The 16,161-nt window shown below is 50.1% G+C and carries 18 protein-coding genes; 17 read left to right on the forward strand and 1 reads right to left on the reverse strand.

Annotated elements, in window-relative coordinates; translation table 11 throughout:
• The first annotated feature begins 15 nt into the window (after window positions 1-15).
• The 11 genes from aroC (at window position 16) to AYO36_RS05250 (ending at window position 9,455) form a co-directional block, all read left to right on the forward strand.
• Window positions 16-1,170, forward strand: a complete 1,155-nt coding sequence (gene aroC, locus AYO36_RS05200; protein ID WP_064299671.1) for a chorismate synthase — start codon at window positions 16-18, stop codon at window positions 1,168-1,170.
• On the forward strand, window positions 1,167-2,228 hold the full coding sequence (gene aroB / locus AYO36_RS05205; protein WP_064299672.1) for a 3-dehydroquinate synthase: 1,062 nt from the start codon (window positions 1,167-1,169) through the stop codon (window positions 2,226-2,228). Before aroC ends, aroB begins: the two co-directional genes overlap by 4 nt.
• Window positions 2,219-3,475 carry a 3-phosphoshikimate 1-carboxyvinyltransferase gene (gene aroA / locus AYO36_RS05210; RefSeq protein ID WP_064299673.1) on the forward strand — a complete coding sequence of 419 codons (1,257 nt, stop codon included), beginning with the start codon at window positions 2,219-2,221 and terminating at the stop codon, window positions 3,473-3,475. The genes aroB and aroA overlap by 10 nt, the downstream gene beginning before the upstream one ends.
• A gap of 11 nt (window positions 3,476-3,486) precedes the next feature.
• A complete protein-coding gene (locus AYO36_RS05215) occupies window positions 3,487-4,773 on the forward strand; it encodes a tetratricopeptide repeat protein (protein ID WP_231884648.1) in 1,287 nt (428 codons plus the stop codon).
• A 28-nt stretch (window positions 4,774-4,801) separates the two neighbouring features.
• Entirely contained in the window at window positions 4,802-5,332 is a 531-nt protein-coding gene (locus AYO36_RS05220; protein WP_029342003.1) for a ReoY family proteolytic degradation factor, read from the forward strand.
• A gap of 181 nt (window positions 5,333-5,513) precedes the next feature.
• Window positions 5,514-5,954, forward strand: coding sequence for a DUF2487 family protein (locus tag AYO36_RS05225; protein WP_064299674.1), 441 nt, complete (start codon window positions 5,514-5,516; stop codon window positions 5,952-5,954).
• A 104-nt stretch (window positions 5,955-6,058) separates the two neighbouring features.
• Window positions 6,059-6,565, forward strand: coding sequence for a ubiquinol-cytochrome c reductase iron-sulfur subunit (locus tag AYO36_RS05230; protein ID WP_023468631.1), 507 nt, complete (start codon window positions 6,059-6,061; stop codon window positions 6,563-6,565).
• A 3-nt stretch (window positions 6,566-6,568) separates the two neighbouring features.
• The gene (gene qcrB / locus AYO36_RS05235; protein ID WP_012370658.1) at window positions 6,569-7,240 is read left to right on the forward strand and encodes a menaquinol-cytochrome c reductase cytochrome b subunit; all 672 of its coding nucleotides are present in this window, start codon (window positions 6,569-6,571) and stop codon (window positions 7,238-7,240) included.
• Between the two features lie 40 nt (window positions 7,241-7,280).
• Window positions 7,281-8,072: a menaquinol-cytochrome c reductase cytochrome b/c subunit gene (locus tag AYO36_RS05240; RefSeq protein ID WP_058704896.1), complete on the forward strand. Its 792-nt coding sequence runs from the start codon at window positions 7,281-7,283 to the stop codon at window positions 8,070-8,072.
• A 54-nt stretch (window positions 8,073-8,126) separates the two neighbouring features.
• Complete coding sequence (locus tag AYO36_RS05245) at window positions 8,127-8,729, forward strand: DUF1405 domain-containing protein (protein ID WP_064299675.1); 603 nt, start codon at window positions 8,127-8,129, stop codon at window positions 8,727-8,729.
• Window positions 8,730-8,774: 45 nt separating this feature from the next.
• Window positions 8,775-9,455, forward strand: a complete 681-nt coding sequence (locus AYO36_RS05250) for a zinc metallopeptidase (RefSeq protein WP_023468628.1) — start codon at window positions 8,775-8,777, stop codon at window positions 9,453-9,455.
• Between the two features lie 41 nt (window positions 9,456-9,496).
• Here AYO36_RS05250 and AYO36_RS05255 read toward each other — a convergent pair whose 3' ends face one another.
• The gene (locus AYO36_RS05255; RefSeq protein ID WP_064299676.1) at window positions 9,497-10,384 is read right to left on the reverse strand and encodes a YitT family protein; all 888 of its coding nucleotides are present in this window, start codon (window positions 10,382-10,384) and stop codon (window positions 9,497-9,499) included.
• Window positions 10,385-10,554: 170 nt separating this feature from the next.
• On the opposite strand from AYO36_RS05255, the gene bshA reads away from it, so the two are divergent.
• From bshA to panD, 6 genes are all read left to right on the forward strand, one after another.
• The gene (gene bshA / locus AYO36_RS05260) at window positions 10,555-11,697 is read left to right on the forward strand and encodes an N-acetyl-alpha-D-glucosaminyl L-malate synthase BshA (protein WP_050677434.1); all 1,143 of its coding nucleotides are present in this window, start codon (window positions 10,555-10,557) and stop codon (window positions 11,695-11,697) included.
• Window positions 11,684-12,817, forward strand: coding sequence for a CCA tRNA nucleotidyltransferase (locus AYO36_RS05265; RefSeq protein WP_231884649.1), 1,134 nt, complete (start codon window positions 11,684-11,686; stop codon window positions 12,815-12,817). The genes bshA and AYO36_RS05265 overlap by 14 nt, the downstream gene beginning before the upstream one ends.
• Window positions 12,787-13,758 (forward strand): biotin--[acetyl-CoA-carboxylase] ligase, encoded by a 972-nt coding sequence (locus AYO36_RS05270; RefSeq protein WP_064299678.1) that lies wholly within the window; start codon window positions 12,787-12,789, stop codon window positions 13,756-13,758. The genes AYO36_RS05265 and AYO36_RS05270 overlap by 31 nt, the downstream gene beginning before the upstream one ends.
• A gap of 248 nt (window positions 13,759-14,006) precedes the next feature.
• Window positions 14,007-14,846: a 3-methyl-2-oxobutanoate hydroxymethyltransferase gene (panB, locus tag AYO36_RS05275; RefSeq protein ID WP_050677432.1), complete on the forward strand. Its 840-nt coding sequence runs from the start codon at window positions 14,007-14,009 to the stop codon at window positions 14,844-14,846.
• Entirely contained in the window at window positions 14,843-15,673 is an 831-nt protein-coding gene (gene panC, locus AYO36_RS05280) for a pantoate--beta-alanine ligase (RefSeq protein ID WP_064299679.1), read from the forward strand. The genes panB and panC overlap by 4 nt, the downstream gene beginning before the upstream one ends.
• Window positions 15,674-15,675: 2 nt before the next feature.
• Entirely contained in the window at window positions 15,676-16,059 is a 384-nt protein-coding gene (gene panD / locus AYO36_RS05285) for an aspartate 1-decarboxylase (protein ID WP_029341994.1), read from the forward strand.
• The last annotated feature ends 102 nt before the right edge of the window (window positions 16,060-16,161 follow it).

Consider the following 16,161-nt stretch of genomic DNA (forward strand, 5'->3'; position numbering starts at 1 on the left):
GAAGGGATGAAGCGAATGCGTTACATGACAGCAGGAGAATCACACGGAAAAGGGTTGACCGTCATCATCGATGGGATGCCAGCAGGACTCACGATTGATTTCGAAGCCATCCAGCGTGAAATGACACGTCGCCAAGGCGGATACGGACGCGGACGACGCATGCAAATCGAACAGGATCAAATCGATGCACGTGGCGGGATTCGTCATGGATACACGACGGGATCGCCGATCAGTTTGTTCATCGAGAATAAGGATCATACGCACTGGACACAAGTCATGCAAGCGGAACCACTCGAAGAACAGTTGGAGCGCCCGCGGACGTTGACGCGTCCACGTCCCGGACATGCGGATCTCGTTGGTGGATTGAAGTACGGTCATCGCGATTTACGCGATGTACTAGAACGTTCTTCAGCTCGTGAGACGGCAGCACGTGTTGCAGTCGGCGCCTTCGCTAAACAATTACTGAATGAGCTCGGGATTGAAGTGTTCTCGCACGTACGGTCGATTGGTGGAATCGATGCACCGTGGAAGGATCCTGTGGAACATCAGGAAACGATTGATGCTTCACCCGTTCGATGTGCTGACGAACAAGCAGGACAACGGATGATGGAGGAAATCGATGCGGCCAAAAAAGAAGGAGATACACTCGGCGGTGAAATCGAAGTCGTCGTGACAGGCATGATGCCAGGCGTCGGGTCCTTTACACAAAACGATCTAAAGCTCGACAGCCGAATTGCGCAAGCTGTCATTAGCGTCAATGCGATGAAATCAGTCGGTTTTGGTGACGGGTATGAACTTGGTCGTCGCAAGGGGAGTACCGTCCAAGATGAAATCGTTCATGATGCATCCGGATATCATCGACGTACGAACCATCTAGGTGGAATCGAAGGCGGGATGTCTACAGGCATGCCGATTCGCGTCCAAGTAGCAATGAAGCCGATTCCGACGCTCTATCGTCCACTGCAATCGGTCGATATCGAGACGAAGGAAGCATTCACGGCACAAATCGAGCGAAGTGATGCCTGTGCCGTTCCAGCCGCATCGGTTGTTTTAGAAGCCGTCGTCGCGTTTGAGATTGCGGTTGCTATCCTTGAAATGTTCGGGACATCGACACTCGATCGTCTTCAAGCTGCCGTCGCCGCCTACAAAGAGGAGGTTCGGACGTTTTGATCGAATTTGATATCCGGTTGAAAACGTCATATCCAGTACTTGTCGGAAATGGGGCATTAGCCCGGTTATCGCATCTTTCAGCGCTGAACGAGGCGGACCGCATCTGGGTCATCACGGATGAAACGGTACATCACTTGCAGATGGATCGATTGCAGGATGCGTTAGCGGATGTATCGGCGTCGATCGATGTTCACATCAGCACCGTTGCGCCTGGTGAGAATAGTAAGTCGCTTGCCGTTTATGGCGCTCTACTCGAAGAAGGGGTTCGGTATGGGATGACACGTCATAGCCTTATCCTTGCGTTCGGTGGTGGAATGATTGGTGATTTAGCGGGATTCGTCGCGGCATCCTTTTTGCGCGGCATTCCGTTCATTCAAATTCCGACGACACTGTTAGCGCACGATTCAAGTGTTGGTGGAAAGGTTGGTCTCAACCTCTCCCTTGGTAAAAACTTAGTCGGTGCATTTTATCAGCCAAGTGGTGTCGTGTATGATTTAACGCTCCTTCAGACATTACCAGACCGGGAATGGCGAAGTGGCTTCTTTGAGTTAGTCAAGCATGGGTTCCTTTCGCGACCATCATTTGCAGATTCGTTACTCGATGTTTCGCTGGATGCTGTCAAAGGACTCGATTTAGAAGACTGGCTCGCACGAGGTATTAATGTGAAACGGGATATCGTCGAACAAGATGAGACGGAGCAAGGGATGCGTGCATTTTTGAATTATGGACATACATTCGGTCATGCCGTTGAATATGCGAGTCCTGGTCTTGCGCATGGCGAGGCAGTAGGGATCGGACTTGTCTTCGTCAAGTTCTTGGAAGGAAATGACGAACAGGCGAAGCAACTCGGACAATTGCTCCACCGTCTTGGAACGGAATTGCCGGATCGACAATCGTTTAAGACCTACCTTGAACTGATGCGTCGCGACAAGAAGAACCACCAAGCAACGATTCGATTCGTCCTTGAAAAAGAAGGACGCTTCATTTTAGAAGCGATCAGCGAAGAACGATTGCGTCGAGCATTCAATCAAACAGTGAGGTGTTTAGAATGGGCTTAAGAGGAACAGTACAAGTACCAGGCGATAAATCTATGACGCACCGTGCTTTCCTGTTCGGTGGAATCGCCGAGGGAACGACACGTGTCATAAACGCACTTGAAGGGGCCGATTGTCTTGCTTCACTAGAAGCGATGCAGGCACTTGGTGCACAGATCGATCGAACACCAGAGGAAATTCGGATCACCGGAACGGATACATTCCAAGAAGCAACGATCGATTGCGGAAACTCGGGGACGACGATTCGTCTCTTGAGCGGTATCCTAGCAGGCGGTCAAGCGACGTACGCGCTCGATGGCGACGCTTCCTTACGCAGACGTCCGATGAAACGGATTACGGAACCGCTTGCATTATTTGGAGCAAACATCACAGGTGAGACGGCACCTCTTCACATCACAGGAACGCCGCTTGTCGGAACGACGTATACGTTGCCGGTTGCAAGTGCACAAGTGAAAAGTGCCGTGTTGCTCGCAGGTCTGCATGCGACGGGTGAGACGACTGTCATCGAGCCGATCCTGTCACGGGACCATACGGAACGGATGTTGCCGCAGTTCGGCGTTGACGTAGCGATCGATGAACGCGAGGATGGTCGGCATATTCGTGTTCAAGGTCCTGTACGCTTACAAGCAACGTCACTCGACATTCCAGGCGATCCATCGTCAGCAGCGTTTTGGTGGACGGCGGCAGCAATCGGGCAGGATAGTCGCATTACGACGACTCACGTCTTGATGAATCCGACACGGATTGGTTTTTTACAGACGTTACGACAGATGGGTGCAAGTGTCGAAATCAATCATCGCTCAGAAGACGGTGGAGAGGAGACGGCAGATGTGACCGTCGAGACGACATCGTTACAAGCGATCACCGTCGAAGGTGATCAGATTCCATCCTTGATTGATGAGATCCCGCTACTCGCTTTGCTTGCGACGCAAGCGGAAGGACGAACGATCATTCGCGATGCGGAAGAGCTACGTGTCAAGGAAACGGACCGGATCGACACGGTCGTGACGGCATTACAGCGTCTTGGAGCGAACATCGAGGCGACGGATGACGGCATGATCATCGAAGGACCGACACCTTTGCAAGCAGCGGAAGTCGACAGTGCAGGTGATCACCGACTCGCGATGATGTTGACGATCGCGGCGACGATCAATCCGGAAATTATGGTTCATGGACGCGAAGTAGTTGAAGTCAGCTATCCAACGTTCTATGATGATTTAAAGAAACTTCAATCCGACCAATCTGAGTAAGCAATAGGCGGATGACAGAAAGTGGGGCGCTTGCCTTGAATGAACAACTATTGAATGGCATCATCGAAGAATTAGAACATGGTCACACCTCGGAAGCGTTAGCAGCATTAGAAAAACTCGAAAAGACAGGAACGGATGAGGACCGCCTCGCCGTTGCCGATCTCTATATCGAACTCGGATTGTCTGACCGGGCGGTCGATCTTTTGGCGCCACTTTACGTCGAATATGCGGGTAACGCGGGAGTAGCCTTGTTACTAGCAGAGTGTTATATCGATTTGGATCGCGAAGAAGAAGCGATCTCCGTCCTCGAGCAGGTCGATACGTCGGACATGGAATATGGTCCCCGGTCTCTTGTTTTACTTGCGGACCTCTATCAGTCACAAGGTCTTGACGAAGTAGCGTTAGCGAAGCTGAAGGAAGCGCGTAACCTTGCACCGGACGAACCGTTACTGGCATACGGTTTAGCCGAACTCTACATGACGCTCGGTGCGTTTGATCAGGCGGTACCGTTATTCGCCGAAATCGCGGAGCGACCAGAGTTACGTGCTGAATTGCCGCTCGATGCCCTTTACGCGGAATCACTCGCGATGACAGGACAATTTGAAGATGCGATTCCACTGTACGAACGTGCTGTCGCAGAACGCTCCGACCTGCATACGCTGTTTGGTCTTGCGATGACGGCTCACCGTGTCGGTCAACATCAAAAAGCGGTCGAGACATTCCAGCAATTGATTGCACAGGATCCTGACTATACGTCGGCGTACGTACCATATGCGGAAAGCCAAGCCGAACTTGGTTTGACAAAAGAAGCACTGAACGTCATCAAACAAGGAATGGAGCGCGACGATTACAATGATGAGTTGCGGACGATGGAAGCCTTGTTCCTTCTAAAACTCGGCGATCGCGCTGGAAGCGTCCAAGCGCTACGTGAGGCGCTTGCCTTGAATCCGGAATCAATCGTCGCAGCGGAACGTTTGCTTTCGTTACTTGCTGAAGACGAGGACCACGAAGCGATGATCGAGACGATCTCTGCCATCGAAGAACACGTCACGGCTCCGATTCTAACATGGTACCGGGCACGCGCTTTGTATGCCTTAGAGGAATACACGCAAGCGATGGAGAATTATGCGATAGTCGAAGGTGCATTCACGGAAGATGCGCTCTTCTTGAAAGAGTATGGATTCGCACTCGTCGAGGAAGGACGGCGTGAAGAGGGACAACGTCTTCTCCGCCGCGCTGCTAAGTTGACACCAGAAGATAACGAACTCGTCGATTATGTTGAACGAATGGATGGATGACTTCACGGGAGAAGGGAGTAGGATTGAGATGATAGAGAGAAAGCAGCGATTCTTACGCCGCATCTTGACCTATTACACGTTAAAGCGACGGGAAGCGAAATGGATCATCGATTATTGGCTGCGCAATGAGGCAAAACTCGAGCAAGTACACTTCGTTCAAAATGCGACCTTCGCTCCGAAGGCAATCATCATGACGACATACGGATTCGACGCAGAACCGTTTCTCTTCAAAAAAGGGGATGTCACGACGTTAGATCCAGAAAAAGCGTATCATGACATCCGCCTGACCTCGGAAGATATCTATATCGAGTTGAACTTCCAAGGTATGATGATGGATGACGAGTATTTGTCTTTACTAGAAGAAAATCCGTTTCGCCCAGAAGTTGCTGTTGAACCGCGCTTAGCGGATGAAGCGACACATTTCATCGCGGTCACGGTCAATCGGCAGGAAGAAGAACGTTTAGTCCGCTTGATTGATGAAGCGCTGGATGCACGCGATCAACATCGATTCCACTCTCTTTCCGAACAGTTACGGCTCGTTCGAAGTCAACTTCCTTAACAGAAGGACTCTATTGCCCAGCAGAGGTAGTAGGGTCCTTTCGTATGTGAAGATTTGTGCAAAATATGAAGAAAAATAGAGTGGAATTTCATAAAACGTTCACATTAAGAGAGTAGGAGGAAATGCGGATATGATACATTAAATGTGACGAATTGTAAGTACGAAGAAAGGGGGAAATGACTTGCGTTTCAAACCATCCGACGTACAGCGGACACGAAGCGAGCAAGCGTTCATCGATACGCTGATCGTGCCTTTGCTTCCGGTCGGTTTCGATGAGGCGATGCATGCTTACGCGGAATGCGCAGACATGACATTGACGGTGGCGTCCGAAGTCGAACGCCAGCTATCCGGACGGGCGTTGCTCGTTCCTGCTCTGACCTATATCGATGCACCGTCGATCGAACAGTTGGAAGGATGGCGTCAAGCGGCTGCTTCCGGGCAATTCCGTTTCATCACCTTCATCACTGCTGATTTAAGGTGGAAGGAGACTGCCGCCGAAGAGATTATCTACGTGCCACGTCTAGCTCTTGAGACGATGAGTCGTGACCAACAAGGTCAGATGGTCGGGAATTTCGTAGGACAAGTTCTCGAACAGTTAGGAAACCGTTGGACCGCGCTATGAAGCGGTTGACGCAATGATTTTATTAAGATACTATTACCATGTGAGAAATTTGTGTGAAGTACTGTCGTCTTGGGGCACAGCGTACATCACAAGGGGGGATCGAGATGGCTCAAAACGGGTCTAACGTAACACGTCGTCAGTTCTTGACGTATACATTGACAGGCGTCGGCGGTTTCATGGCTGCGACAATGGTCATGCCGATGGTCAACTTCGCAGTTGATCCAGTCCTGAAGAAATCAGGAGCAGGCGATAAAGTAAAAGTAATGAAGTTGTCGGATATCACGACAGAACCAAAACGGGTCGACTTCAAGAAACAAACGCAAGATGCATGGTATGAGTTCGAAGAAACGTTGTCAGCTTGGGTGTTCAAAGATGATAAGGGAGAAATTTTAGCCCTCTCACCAATTTGTAAACACTTAGGTTGCCAAGTCAGCTTCGGTTCAGATCCGACGCACCCGGAGCAATTCTATTGCCCATGTCACTTCGGTCGGTACACGAAGGATGGCGTCAACGTTCCAGGAACGCCTCCGACGAAACCACTCGATGGTTATGAAATGCAGCAGAAAGATGGTTTCCTCTACCTTGGTAAACCAGTCGAAAGAGGTGCGTAAGCGATGATGCAAAAAATCTATGATTGGATCGATGAGCGCGTTGACATTACGCCGCTCTGGCGAGATATCGCCGACCATGAAGTACCGGAGCACGTCAACCCGGCACATAACTTTTCAGCTTTCGTTTATTGTTTTGGCGGATTGACGTTCTTTACGATCGTCATCCAGATTCTTTCGGGGATGTTCTTGACGATGTATTATGTACCGGACATCATCAACGCACACGCGTCCGTCTACTATCTTCAAAATGAAGTCGCACACGGACAAATCGTTCGTGGTATGCACCACTGGGGTGCGTCGGTCGTTATCGTAATGTTGTTCCTACATACATTACGTGTCTTCTTCACTGGTTCATACAAGAAACCACGTGAATTGAACTGGGTCGTCGGAGTTCTCTTGTTCTTCGTCGTCTTAGCTCTCGGTCTGACAGGATACCTATTGCCTTGGGACATGAAAGCGTTGTTCGCGACAAAAGTTACGATTCAGATTGCTGAAAGTATTCCGGTCATCGGTGGTATCGCGAAGACCCTCCTTGCGGGTGGAGAAATCGTCGGCGCAAGTACAATCGCTCGATTCTTTGCGATTCACGTCTTCTTCCTTCCTGCAGCATTGTTCGTCTTGCTCGGGGCCCACTTCATGATGATCCGTAAACAAGGGATCTCTGGACCACTTTAAACCGACTATCATCTAGACAACAAAAAAGGGGGAGAACACGATGCATCGTGGTAAAGGAATGAAATTCGTCACCGATTCACGGGTGTCGATCAACAACCGGATGCCGAACAAGTCGAAAGACTACTCGGAATATCCAGGTCGAACGGAAGCGTTCTGGCCAAACTTCTTACTTCGCGAATGGATGGTTGGAGCGGTCTTCTTGATCGGCTTCATGACACTGACAATCGTAGAAGCAGCACCACTTCAAAACATTGCCGATCCGACGAATACGTCGTACATTCCACTTCCGGACTGGTACTTCCTATTCCTCTATCAGCTCTTGAAATACCAATTCGCTGCAGGTCCATACATCTTGATGGGAACGGTCATTCTCCCAGGTCTTGCGTTCACAGCACTTCTCGTCGCGCCATGGCTCGACCAAGGTCTTGAACGTCGTCCTGCGAAACGTCCGATCGCAGTCAGCATGATGCTCCTCGCAGTCGTCTCGATCGTCTTCTTGACTTGGGAATCTGTTCAAACGACTCACTGGGATACAATCCATAAACAAGGTGAGTTGACGATGAACGAAGGACCAGAAATTGATACAGCGGCAAAAGGATACGAAATTTATTCGAACCAGTCATGTGTCAACTGTCATGGTAAAAACCTCGAGGGTGGAGCAGCAGCTCCGGCACTCGTCGGTACGAAGAAGACAGAAGAAGAGATTTATGAAATCGCAGATAAAGGGATCGGTTCGATGCCTGCTGGTCAGTACAAAGGATCAGATGCGGATCGTAAAGAACTCGCGAAATTCATCGCTTCATACGGTGAAGGCGGCGAAAACAATAAATAAGCCAAAAGCCGGGGGAGCAATCCTCCGGCTTTTGTCGATGATGAGGTGAAACGATTGCAAGGTATTTTGACATTACTCCGACATAAAGCCGTACTCTGGATTGTCGGGTTGATCAACTTAGCAGGCACATTATACGGTTACTACTGGTATGAACCACAACTTGCGACATCGAAGTGGTATTACTACCCATTTATTCCGGATAGCCCGACAGCATCCCTGTTCTTTACGATCATCGTCTTTCTCTGGATTTTCGGACGACGTTCCCGACTATTTGAAGCGCTCGCGTTCGTGACATTGATCAAATATGGGGTCTGGGCAGTCGTCATGAATGCGTTGATGTTGAATCAACTCGGAACGGAGGATCCAATCTTAACAGCAATGGCACTGATGTTGATGGTGTCGCACGGAGCGATGGCGTTCCAGGCGTTATTATACAGTCCGCTGATGACGTTTCGCGTCAAGGAGCTTGTCCTCGTCGCCATCTGGGTCATTCACAACGATGTCGTCGATTACGTCCTCGGACAATGGCCGCGTTACCCAGCGCTTGCGGAGCATATCCAGTGGATCGGCTACGGCTCCTTCTGGTTGACCGGATTATGTCTTTTGATGGGATATCTGCTTGTCGCGCGCGATTCAATTGACAATAAGATCACTTGAACATAAAATAGACCTATAATCAAAAAAAGAAAGGAACGATGTCTCGTGGCAAACTATTTGATCTATCTCGCGATCATCATCATCGTCCCGATCTGGGCTCAGATGCGGGTGCGGAGCACCTATAAAAAATATCAAGATGTTCCGATTCAGAGTGGGGTGACGGGAGCGCAGGTCGCAGACTTCATCATGAAGCAGAACGGAATCACGAACGTCCGTCTCGAGCCGATCGGTGGAACGATGTCCGATCATTATGACCCGACGAACAAAGTCGTTCGTTTGTCGGAAGACGTCTATTACGGTTCGACGGTCTCAGCCGTTTCGATTGCAGCGCACGAAATCGGTCACGTCATTCAAGATGCGACGGATTACAACATGATGCGTGTCCGTCACCGGATCGCACCTGTCGCGTCGATCACATCGAACTTATCGTTTCCACTGTTGTTGATCGGTCTGTTCGCTGGTTTCAGTGGTCTTGCGATGCTTGGTGTCGTCTTGATGCTTGGTGCCGTCATCTTCCAACTCGTCACGTTACCGGTCGAGTTTGATGCCTCAAATCGAGCGATGGCGCAGTTGACGGAGCATGGCATCATTGATGCCGAAGAAGAACGTGGTTCACGTCGTGTCTTGAACGCAGCGGCTTGGACGTACGTGGCAGCAACACTCGTTGCTGTTGCCGAGTTCCTTCGTCTCGCACTGCTCGTCTTCAACCCGTCAAGTGATGACTAAAACGAAAAACACGGATTGCTCGTTTGAGCGATCCGTGTTTTTTACGTTTCTTTGATTGGGACCCGATTTTCGTCGAACGTGAAACCTTCTCCTGTTACTTCATAGACGTCATGCAACGTGATGAAGGCGTGCTGGTCGACACTTTTAACGAGCGTCTTCAAGCGATTGATCTCATTGCGAGCGACGACGACGTACAGTACTTCGAGATCCCGTCCGGAGTAACCGCCTTTTGCGATCAGACGGGTCGTGCCACGATTCATCGTCGCATGAATACCGTCGGCGATTTCCGTCCGGTGATCACTGATGATCATCGCTGCTTTACCAGCATAAGTGCCCTCCTGCATCCAATCGATGACGCGGGCGCCGACGTAAACGGCAAGTAACGTATACATCGCTTGTTTGTAGTCGAGATACGTCAAGGATGCGACGATGACGAAGAAATCGAAAATCAAGAAAGTTCGACCGATCGACCAACCGAAGTAGCGTTTCGTCAAACGCGCGATGATATCGACGCCACCTGTCGTACCACCATTGTTGAAGATGATACCAAGACCAACGCCGATGAAGACACCGGCAAAAAGCGCAGCAAGCACCATATCGTCGCGCAGGTCGATGACGAGTGGTGAATATTTGGCAATTAATCCATACCAGAAGGAAAAACTGAATGTACCGACCAACGTGTAGACGAAGGTCGTCCGACCAAGAATTTTATAACTGACGAAAAAAAGTGGGACATTCAATACTAAGTTCGTGATCGATGGAGACCATCCGAACAGTCCTTTTAAGATCAAGGTAATCCCAGTAAAACCGCCTTCTGCTAACTCATTTTGAACGTTAAAATGATAAATACCAAAAGCAAAGATGAATGATCCGATCAAAATCCAGAAAATGTTCTGGATCCGAATCGGAAATTGGAATGGAGGTGCCATTTCCGTATGCTCCTTTCAAATCAAGACTCTTTCTCTAGGGTAACGGCACGGTCGGAAAAAGACTAGCTTTTCCTATGAAAATCAGTCGAAAAGTGATCAGTATGGTCATTCCGATTGATATTGCTTAGAATAGAGACGAATAGAAGTCATAAAGAGAGTGTGGTTTTATCATGAAAAAAGCAATTGGGATTCTTTGTTATCCATCCGTCGGCGGGAGTGGGGTCGTCGCGACGGAGCTCGGTATGAAATTAGCGGATCGTGGACATGACGTCCACTTCATTACGTCGAGCATGCCGTTTCGCCTGACGGAATATCGGCCAAACATCACGGTCCACTTGGTTGAAGTCAACCAGTATTCCGTTTTTAAATATCCACCATACGACATTACGTTAGCGTCAAAAGTCGCAGAAATCATTGATTTATTCGATCTCGATGTCATCCATGCTCATTATGCCGTTCCGCACGCGGTCTGTGCAGATCTCGGACGAAACATGGCAAAGAAAAAAGGTGTCGCCGTCGTGACGACGTTACACGGAACGGACATCACCGTCATCGGGCAAGATTTAGAGATGCAACCGGCCATCCGGTACGGCATCGAACGATCAGACGCGGTCACGGCCGTATCCGAGAGTCTAGCGCTTGAGACGAATGCGACGCTCAACGCACACTACGACATCGATGTCATTGCGAACTCGATTGATGAGAGTGTCTATTATCCGATGCGGGATGAACGCTTGAAGCGGCATTACGGCATCGAAGCGGACGAAGTCGTCGTCATTCACATCTCGAACTTCCGACCGGTCAAACGAATCGATGATACGCTTGCGGCGTTCGCCATTGCAGCGAAAGACCGGAAGATGCGTCTGTTGCTCGTCGGGGATGGTCCAGAGATGGGACAAACGAGACGTCGCGCAAAGGAACTCGGCATTTACGACAAAGTGATCTTTGCAGGTAAACAGGAACACGTCGCGCAATTGCTGGCCATTAGTGATATTCATGTCCTGTTGTCTGAAAAAGAAGCGTTCGGACTCGTCGTCCTTGAGGCGATGGCAATTGGTGTCCCGAGTGTCGTCTCGACAGCAGGTGGCTTACCGGAAGTCATCCAGGACGGATTAACCGGATATATCGTTCCGACTTACGACGTCAAAATGGCTGCGGCACGAATCGGTGAACTCGCGGATGACCCGATGTTACGGGAACGGATGGCAGAAGAGGGCATTCGTGATACGCGTCGTCGTTTTGATTCGAATGAGATCGTCCGTCGTTATGAACAAGTCTATGAACGGGTGTGTGCGCGTCATGAACTTGCTTGAAGGCGCACATCATATCATTCAGACGATCGAACAAGCGGGTGGTGAAGCCTATATCGTCGGTGGCGCCGTTCGCGACATGTTACTCGACCGGACACCAGGAGACTATGATTTAGCGAGCTCGATGTTACCGGAACAAATCATCGACTTATTCCCTGTCGTCATTCCGACAGGACTCGAGCACGGAACCGTGACGGTCGTTCTCAACCACGTGCCGTACGAGATCACGACGTTCCGCTCGGAAGAAACGTACAGCGATCGCCGGCGACCGGATGCGGTAACGCTTGGTGTTAGTTTGGAAGAGGATTTGACCCGGCGAGACTTTACGATCAACGCGATGGCACTCAGACCATCAGGACGTGTCGATCTGTTCGGAGGAGCGCGTGACATCGAAGAGCGGATCATCCGGACTGTCGGCGAACCAGCCGAACGTTTTAATGAAGATGCGCTTCGAATGATGCGGGCGTTCCGCTTCATGAGCCAACTGGATTTCTCGCTTGACGAGGCAACTGAACAAGCGATTGTCGAACTCGCTCCGCACCTAGCGGCCGTTGCGATTGAGCGGATTGCGATCGAGTTCGAGAAACTCTTACTTGGTCCTGGAAAACAGCGGGCGTTACAGGCGATGCTCCGGACTGGAATCGAACGCTACCTCCCCGGCATGACTTCAGAAATCGTCACAGGACTCGCGCAGCAGTCGTTTCAGGGTGTTTCAAAGGATGCTGTCTGGACACTCGTACTCGATGCCGGTCTCGCGAAAGATCAATTGACACGCTGGAAACGATCGAAACATCAAGTGCAGCTCGCAACGCGTTTAATACCTCTGTTACACCGACCGTTACAAGACTGGGATCGTTATCAATTGTCGGACGAAGAACTGATGATCCTTCGGGAAATGACAGGAACGGATTATCCAGAGCGATCAGACTTACCGATTCGCAGTCGTAAAGAGCTCGCTGTAGACGGAAAAGACATGATCCGCCTCGGTCTCCAAAAACAACAGATCAAAGAAGCACTTTTGCATTTGGAATACAGTGTCGTCACCCGCGCTTGCCCAAACGACCGCGTAACATTATTGAAGGAGGTAGAGCGATGGCGCACTCAGTCCGAGAACAAATCTTGATCGCACTTCGTCAGCGGACGTGGTACTCCGGACAGGAATTAGCAGAGACGTTAAATATTTCACGTACCGCTATTTGGAAACATATACAAACCTTGAAGGAAGAAGGATACCAGATCATCTCGAATAAAAAGCAAGGTTATCAATTAGTCGATGAAGGCGATTTGCTGACACCGATTGCGATTGAACAATGGTTAACGACAGCACGTCTTGGTCGCCACATCCTTCATTTCGAAGAACTGGACACGACGCAGCGGATTGCACATGAGCAAGCGCAACAGCAAGCGCAGGAAGGAACACTCGTCGTATGCGATCACCAGACGAATGGACGCGGACAGCTAGGGAGAACGTGGCATGAGGCGAAAAATGAGGGCATCGCGATGAGTCTACTCGTCCGACCAGATGTACCGATGCACCAAGCAGGTCAATTAACGCTCGTAGCAGGTATTGCACTTGCACAGTCTCTCCGGACATTCGATGTTCCAGTTACGATTAAATGGCCGAACGACATCTTGATCAACGGTCGTAAGGTGGCAGGCATTTTGACGGAAATGCAGACCGAGGCGGATCGGATCAGTTCAGTCATCATTGGCATCGGCATCAATGTGCATCACGAGCAGTTTCCGGAAGGGATCGAGGACCGTGCTACCTCGCTCGTCCGAGAATCAGGAAGAACTTTCCGACGTGCGGAGGTCGTCGCGACTTTCTTGAATCGATTTGAACGACTATACACGCAGTGGCTCGAGCTAGGATTCGGATCTTTCGTCTCGGAGTGGGAAACACTCGCAGATCGCTTACATGAACGAGTGACGCTACGGACACGTCAGATGACCGCTTCCGGAACATTGCTCGGTATTGACGAGACGGGCACGATTCGGATTGAGACGGAAACGGGGGAGACCCGTTTCCATTCGGCAGAGCTGATTTACTGGGAAAAAGAATAAAGGTTTGAATCAGACGGTTTGCAGAGAGCTTTTCCCGTCATGTATAATAAAGCCACGGATGGTATCCGCTTGCCGGAACCATACCGAATTGACAGGTGCCAGTTTTAGCTGTTTCAACTGCCTTGATCTTAACGGACAGGGACAGAAGGACGATATTCAATTATTCCGCCTTCTTTTCCGCATGCATTTATTTTGGAGAAGAAGGCGTTTTCCTTTTGTCCTCCCTACACACGTAAGGAGAGAACACGATGCACACAATGGGTCCATTACTCAAAAAACAACAAGCTGGAGAGAAGCTCGTCATGTTGACGGCGTATGATTATCCTTCAGCAAAACTATCGGAAGCAGCAGGAGTCGATATGTTGCTCGTCGGCGATTCCCTCGGGAACGTCATCCTCGGCTATGATTCAACGATTGCTGTCACGGTCGACGACATGGTTCATCATGCGCGCGCGGTACGCCGCGGCGCACCACAGACGTTCATGATCGTCGATATGCCGTTCGCAAGTTATCATGGTTCATTTGATCGCACGCTTGAATCAGCGGCGCGTATCTTCCAAGAATCGCAGGCAGATGCCTTGAAGCTGGAAGGGGCAGGGGAGATCTTAAAGACGATTCGTCGTTTGACGGACGCTGGGATGCCTTGCGTCGCGCATCTCGGATTAACACCACAATCCGTTGGTGTCCTTGAAGGATTCAAAGTCCAAGGGAAATCATTAGAAGCAGCCGAACAACTGATTGCAGACAGTTTGGAAGCAGAGCGTGCCGGAGCAAAGATGCTCGTCCTCGAATGTGTGCCGCATCCGCTCGCGAAACGCATTCAAGAGCTCCTCTCGATTCCGGTCATCGGAATCGGTGCCGGTGCAGACGTCGCCGGTCAAGTACTTGTCTATCATGACATCTTGACGTATGGTGTCGGTCGTTTACCGAAGTTCGTCAAAGCCTACACGGATTGGAATACTTCAGGAACGGAAGCGATTGCTGCTTACGTCAAAGACGTCAAAGCCGGTGCCTTCCCTGAACTAGCACACTCGTTCCAGATGGACGAAGAACTGATTGGTGCGCTTTATGGAGGGACTAAAGAATGAAAATCATCCAGGACGTCCAGACGTTACGCGAACGTTTAGCGGGAGCCGGTTCAATCGGTTTTGTACCGACGATGGGATTCTTGCATGAAGGGCATGCCTCCTTGCTCAAACAAGCACGACAAGAGAACGATGTCGTCGTCTTGAGTATTTTCGTCAACCCGACACAATTCGGACCAAACGAAGATTTGGATCGTTATCCACGAGACGCGGAACGCGATCAGAAGATTGCGGAGGCAGAAGGGGTCGATTATCTGTTCTATCCGACGAACGAGACGATGTATCCGCTGGATATGGCTCGTGTTACGGTCCGCTCCGGTGATGATGTCTTATGCGGCGCATCACGACCAGGACATTTTGATGGTGTGTTGACGGTCGTCAGCAAACTATTGAACGTCGTCCGTCCAACCCGTGCATATTTCGGTTTAAAGGATGCACAACAGCTCGCATTGATTGAAGCGTATGTCGCTGATTACTTTGTTCCGGTTGAGATCGTCCGTTGCCCGATCATTCGCGAAGCGGATGGTCTAGCAAAATCGTCACGCAATGTCTATCTATCGGAAACAGAGCGGGCGCAAGCACCGGGCATCCAGCAGGCGTTGCAACAAGCGAAACAAGCACTCGATCAAGGGGTGCCTGTTGAAACGGTTCTCGATCGGACGCGCGAAGCACTTCAATTCGAAGGGACGACGATCGATTACGTCGAAGCCGTCGACTACCCCTCACTACGACCCGTTACGGAACAAACGACTACGATTCTCTTAGCTGTCGCCGTGCAGTTTGCATCGGCACGCTTGATCGATAATTTACTATATACGAGAGGAGCATGACGATGTTACGCACATTCATGCACGCTAAACTACACAAAGCTCGGGTCACCGAGGCAAACTTACACTATGTTGGTTCGATTACGATCGATGAAGATTTACTCGATGCTGTCGGGATTCTTGAAAATGAAAAAGTCCAAGTGACGAACAATCAGAACGGTGCACGGATTGAAACGTATGCGATTAAAGGTGCTCGTGGTTCAGGTGTCATCTGTTTGAACGGTGCGGCAGCTCGCCATTTCCAAGTCGGAGATGAGGTCATCATCATGGCGTACGCACAACTATCGACGGAAGAAATCGCGACACATGTTCCAAAAGTGGCTGTTCTAAATGAACAGAACGACATCAAACAAATGTTGTCTCAAGAAATCGCCCACACGATCTTATGAAATTTTAGAGACCCGATCATGTCAGCGGGTCTCTTTTTTTGTTAAGATGAAGAATGAAATGCCATCCGGTCATGGAGAGGATGGATAAAAGGTGGAGGATCA

It is taken from the genome of Exiguobacterium sp. KKBO11 (genome assembly GCF_001644945.1).
GTDB classification, from domain to species: domain Bacteria; phylum Bacillota; class Bacilli; order Exiguobacteriales; family Exiguobacteriaceae; genus Exiguobacterium_A; species Exiguobacterium_A abrahamii.

Bases quoted from the DNA above. Each gene is read 5' to 3' on its own strand.
- AYO36_RS05220 (WP_029342003.1), top strand. From the start codon at position 4,802: ATGATAGAGAGAAAGCAGCGATTCTTACGCCGCATCTTGACCTATTAC.
- AYO36_RS05265 (WP_231884649.1), top strand. From the start codon at position 11,684: ATGAACTTGCTTGAAGGCGCACATCATATCATTCAGACGATCGAACAA.
- qcrB (WP_012370658.1), top strand. From the start codon at position 6,569: ATGATGCAAAAAATCTATGATTGGATCGATGAGCGCGTTGACATTACG.
- panD (WP_029341994.1), top strand. From the start codon at position 15,676: ATGTTACGCACATTCATGCACGCTAAACTACACAAAGCTCGGGTCACC.
- AYO36_RS05230 (WP_023468631.1), top strand. From the start codon at position 6,059: ATGGCTCAAAACGGGTCTAACGTAACACGTCGTCAGTTCTTGACGTAT.
- aroA (WP_064299673.1), top strand. From the start codon at position 2,219: ATGGGCTTAAGAGGAACAGTACAAGTACCAGGCGATAAATCTATGACG.
- bshA (WP_050677434.1), top strand. From the start codon at position 10,555: ATGAAAAAAGCAATTGGGATTCTTTGTTATCCATCCGTCGGCGGGAGT.
- AYO36_RS05270 (WP_064299678.1), top strand. From the start codon at position 12,787: ATGGCGCACTCAGTCCGAGAACAAATCTTGATCGCACTTCGTCAGCGG.
- panC (WP_064299679.1), top strand. From the start codon at position 14,843: ATGAAAATCATCCAGGACGTCCAGACGTTACGCGAACGTTTAGCGGGA.
- AYO36_RS05255 (WP_064299676.1), bottom strand. From the start codon at position 10,384: ATGGCACCTCCATTCCAATTTCCGATTCGGATCCAGAACATTTTCTGG.
- AYO36_RS05240 (WP_058704896.1), top strand. From the start codon at position 7,281: ATGCATCGTGGTAAAGGAATGAAATTCGTCACCGATTCACGGGTGTCG.
- aroC (WP_064299671.1), top strand. From the start codon at position 16: ATGCGTTACATGACAGCAGGAGAATCACACGGAAAAGGGTTGACCGTC.
- AYO36_RS05215 (WP_231884648.1), top strand. From the start codon at position 3,487: ATGACAGAAAGTGGGGCGCTTGCCTTGAATGAACAACTATTGAATGGC.
- panB (WP_050677432.1), top strand. From the start codon at position 14,007: ATGCACACAATGGGTCCATTACTCAAAAAACAACAAGCTGGAGAGAAG.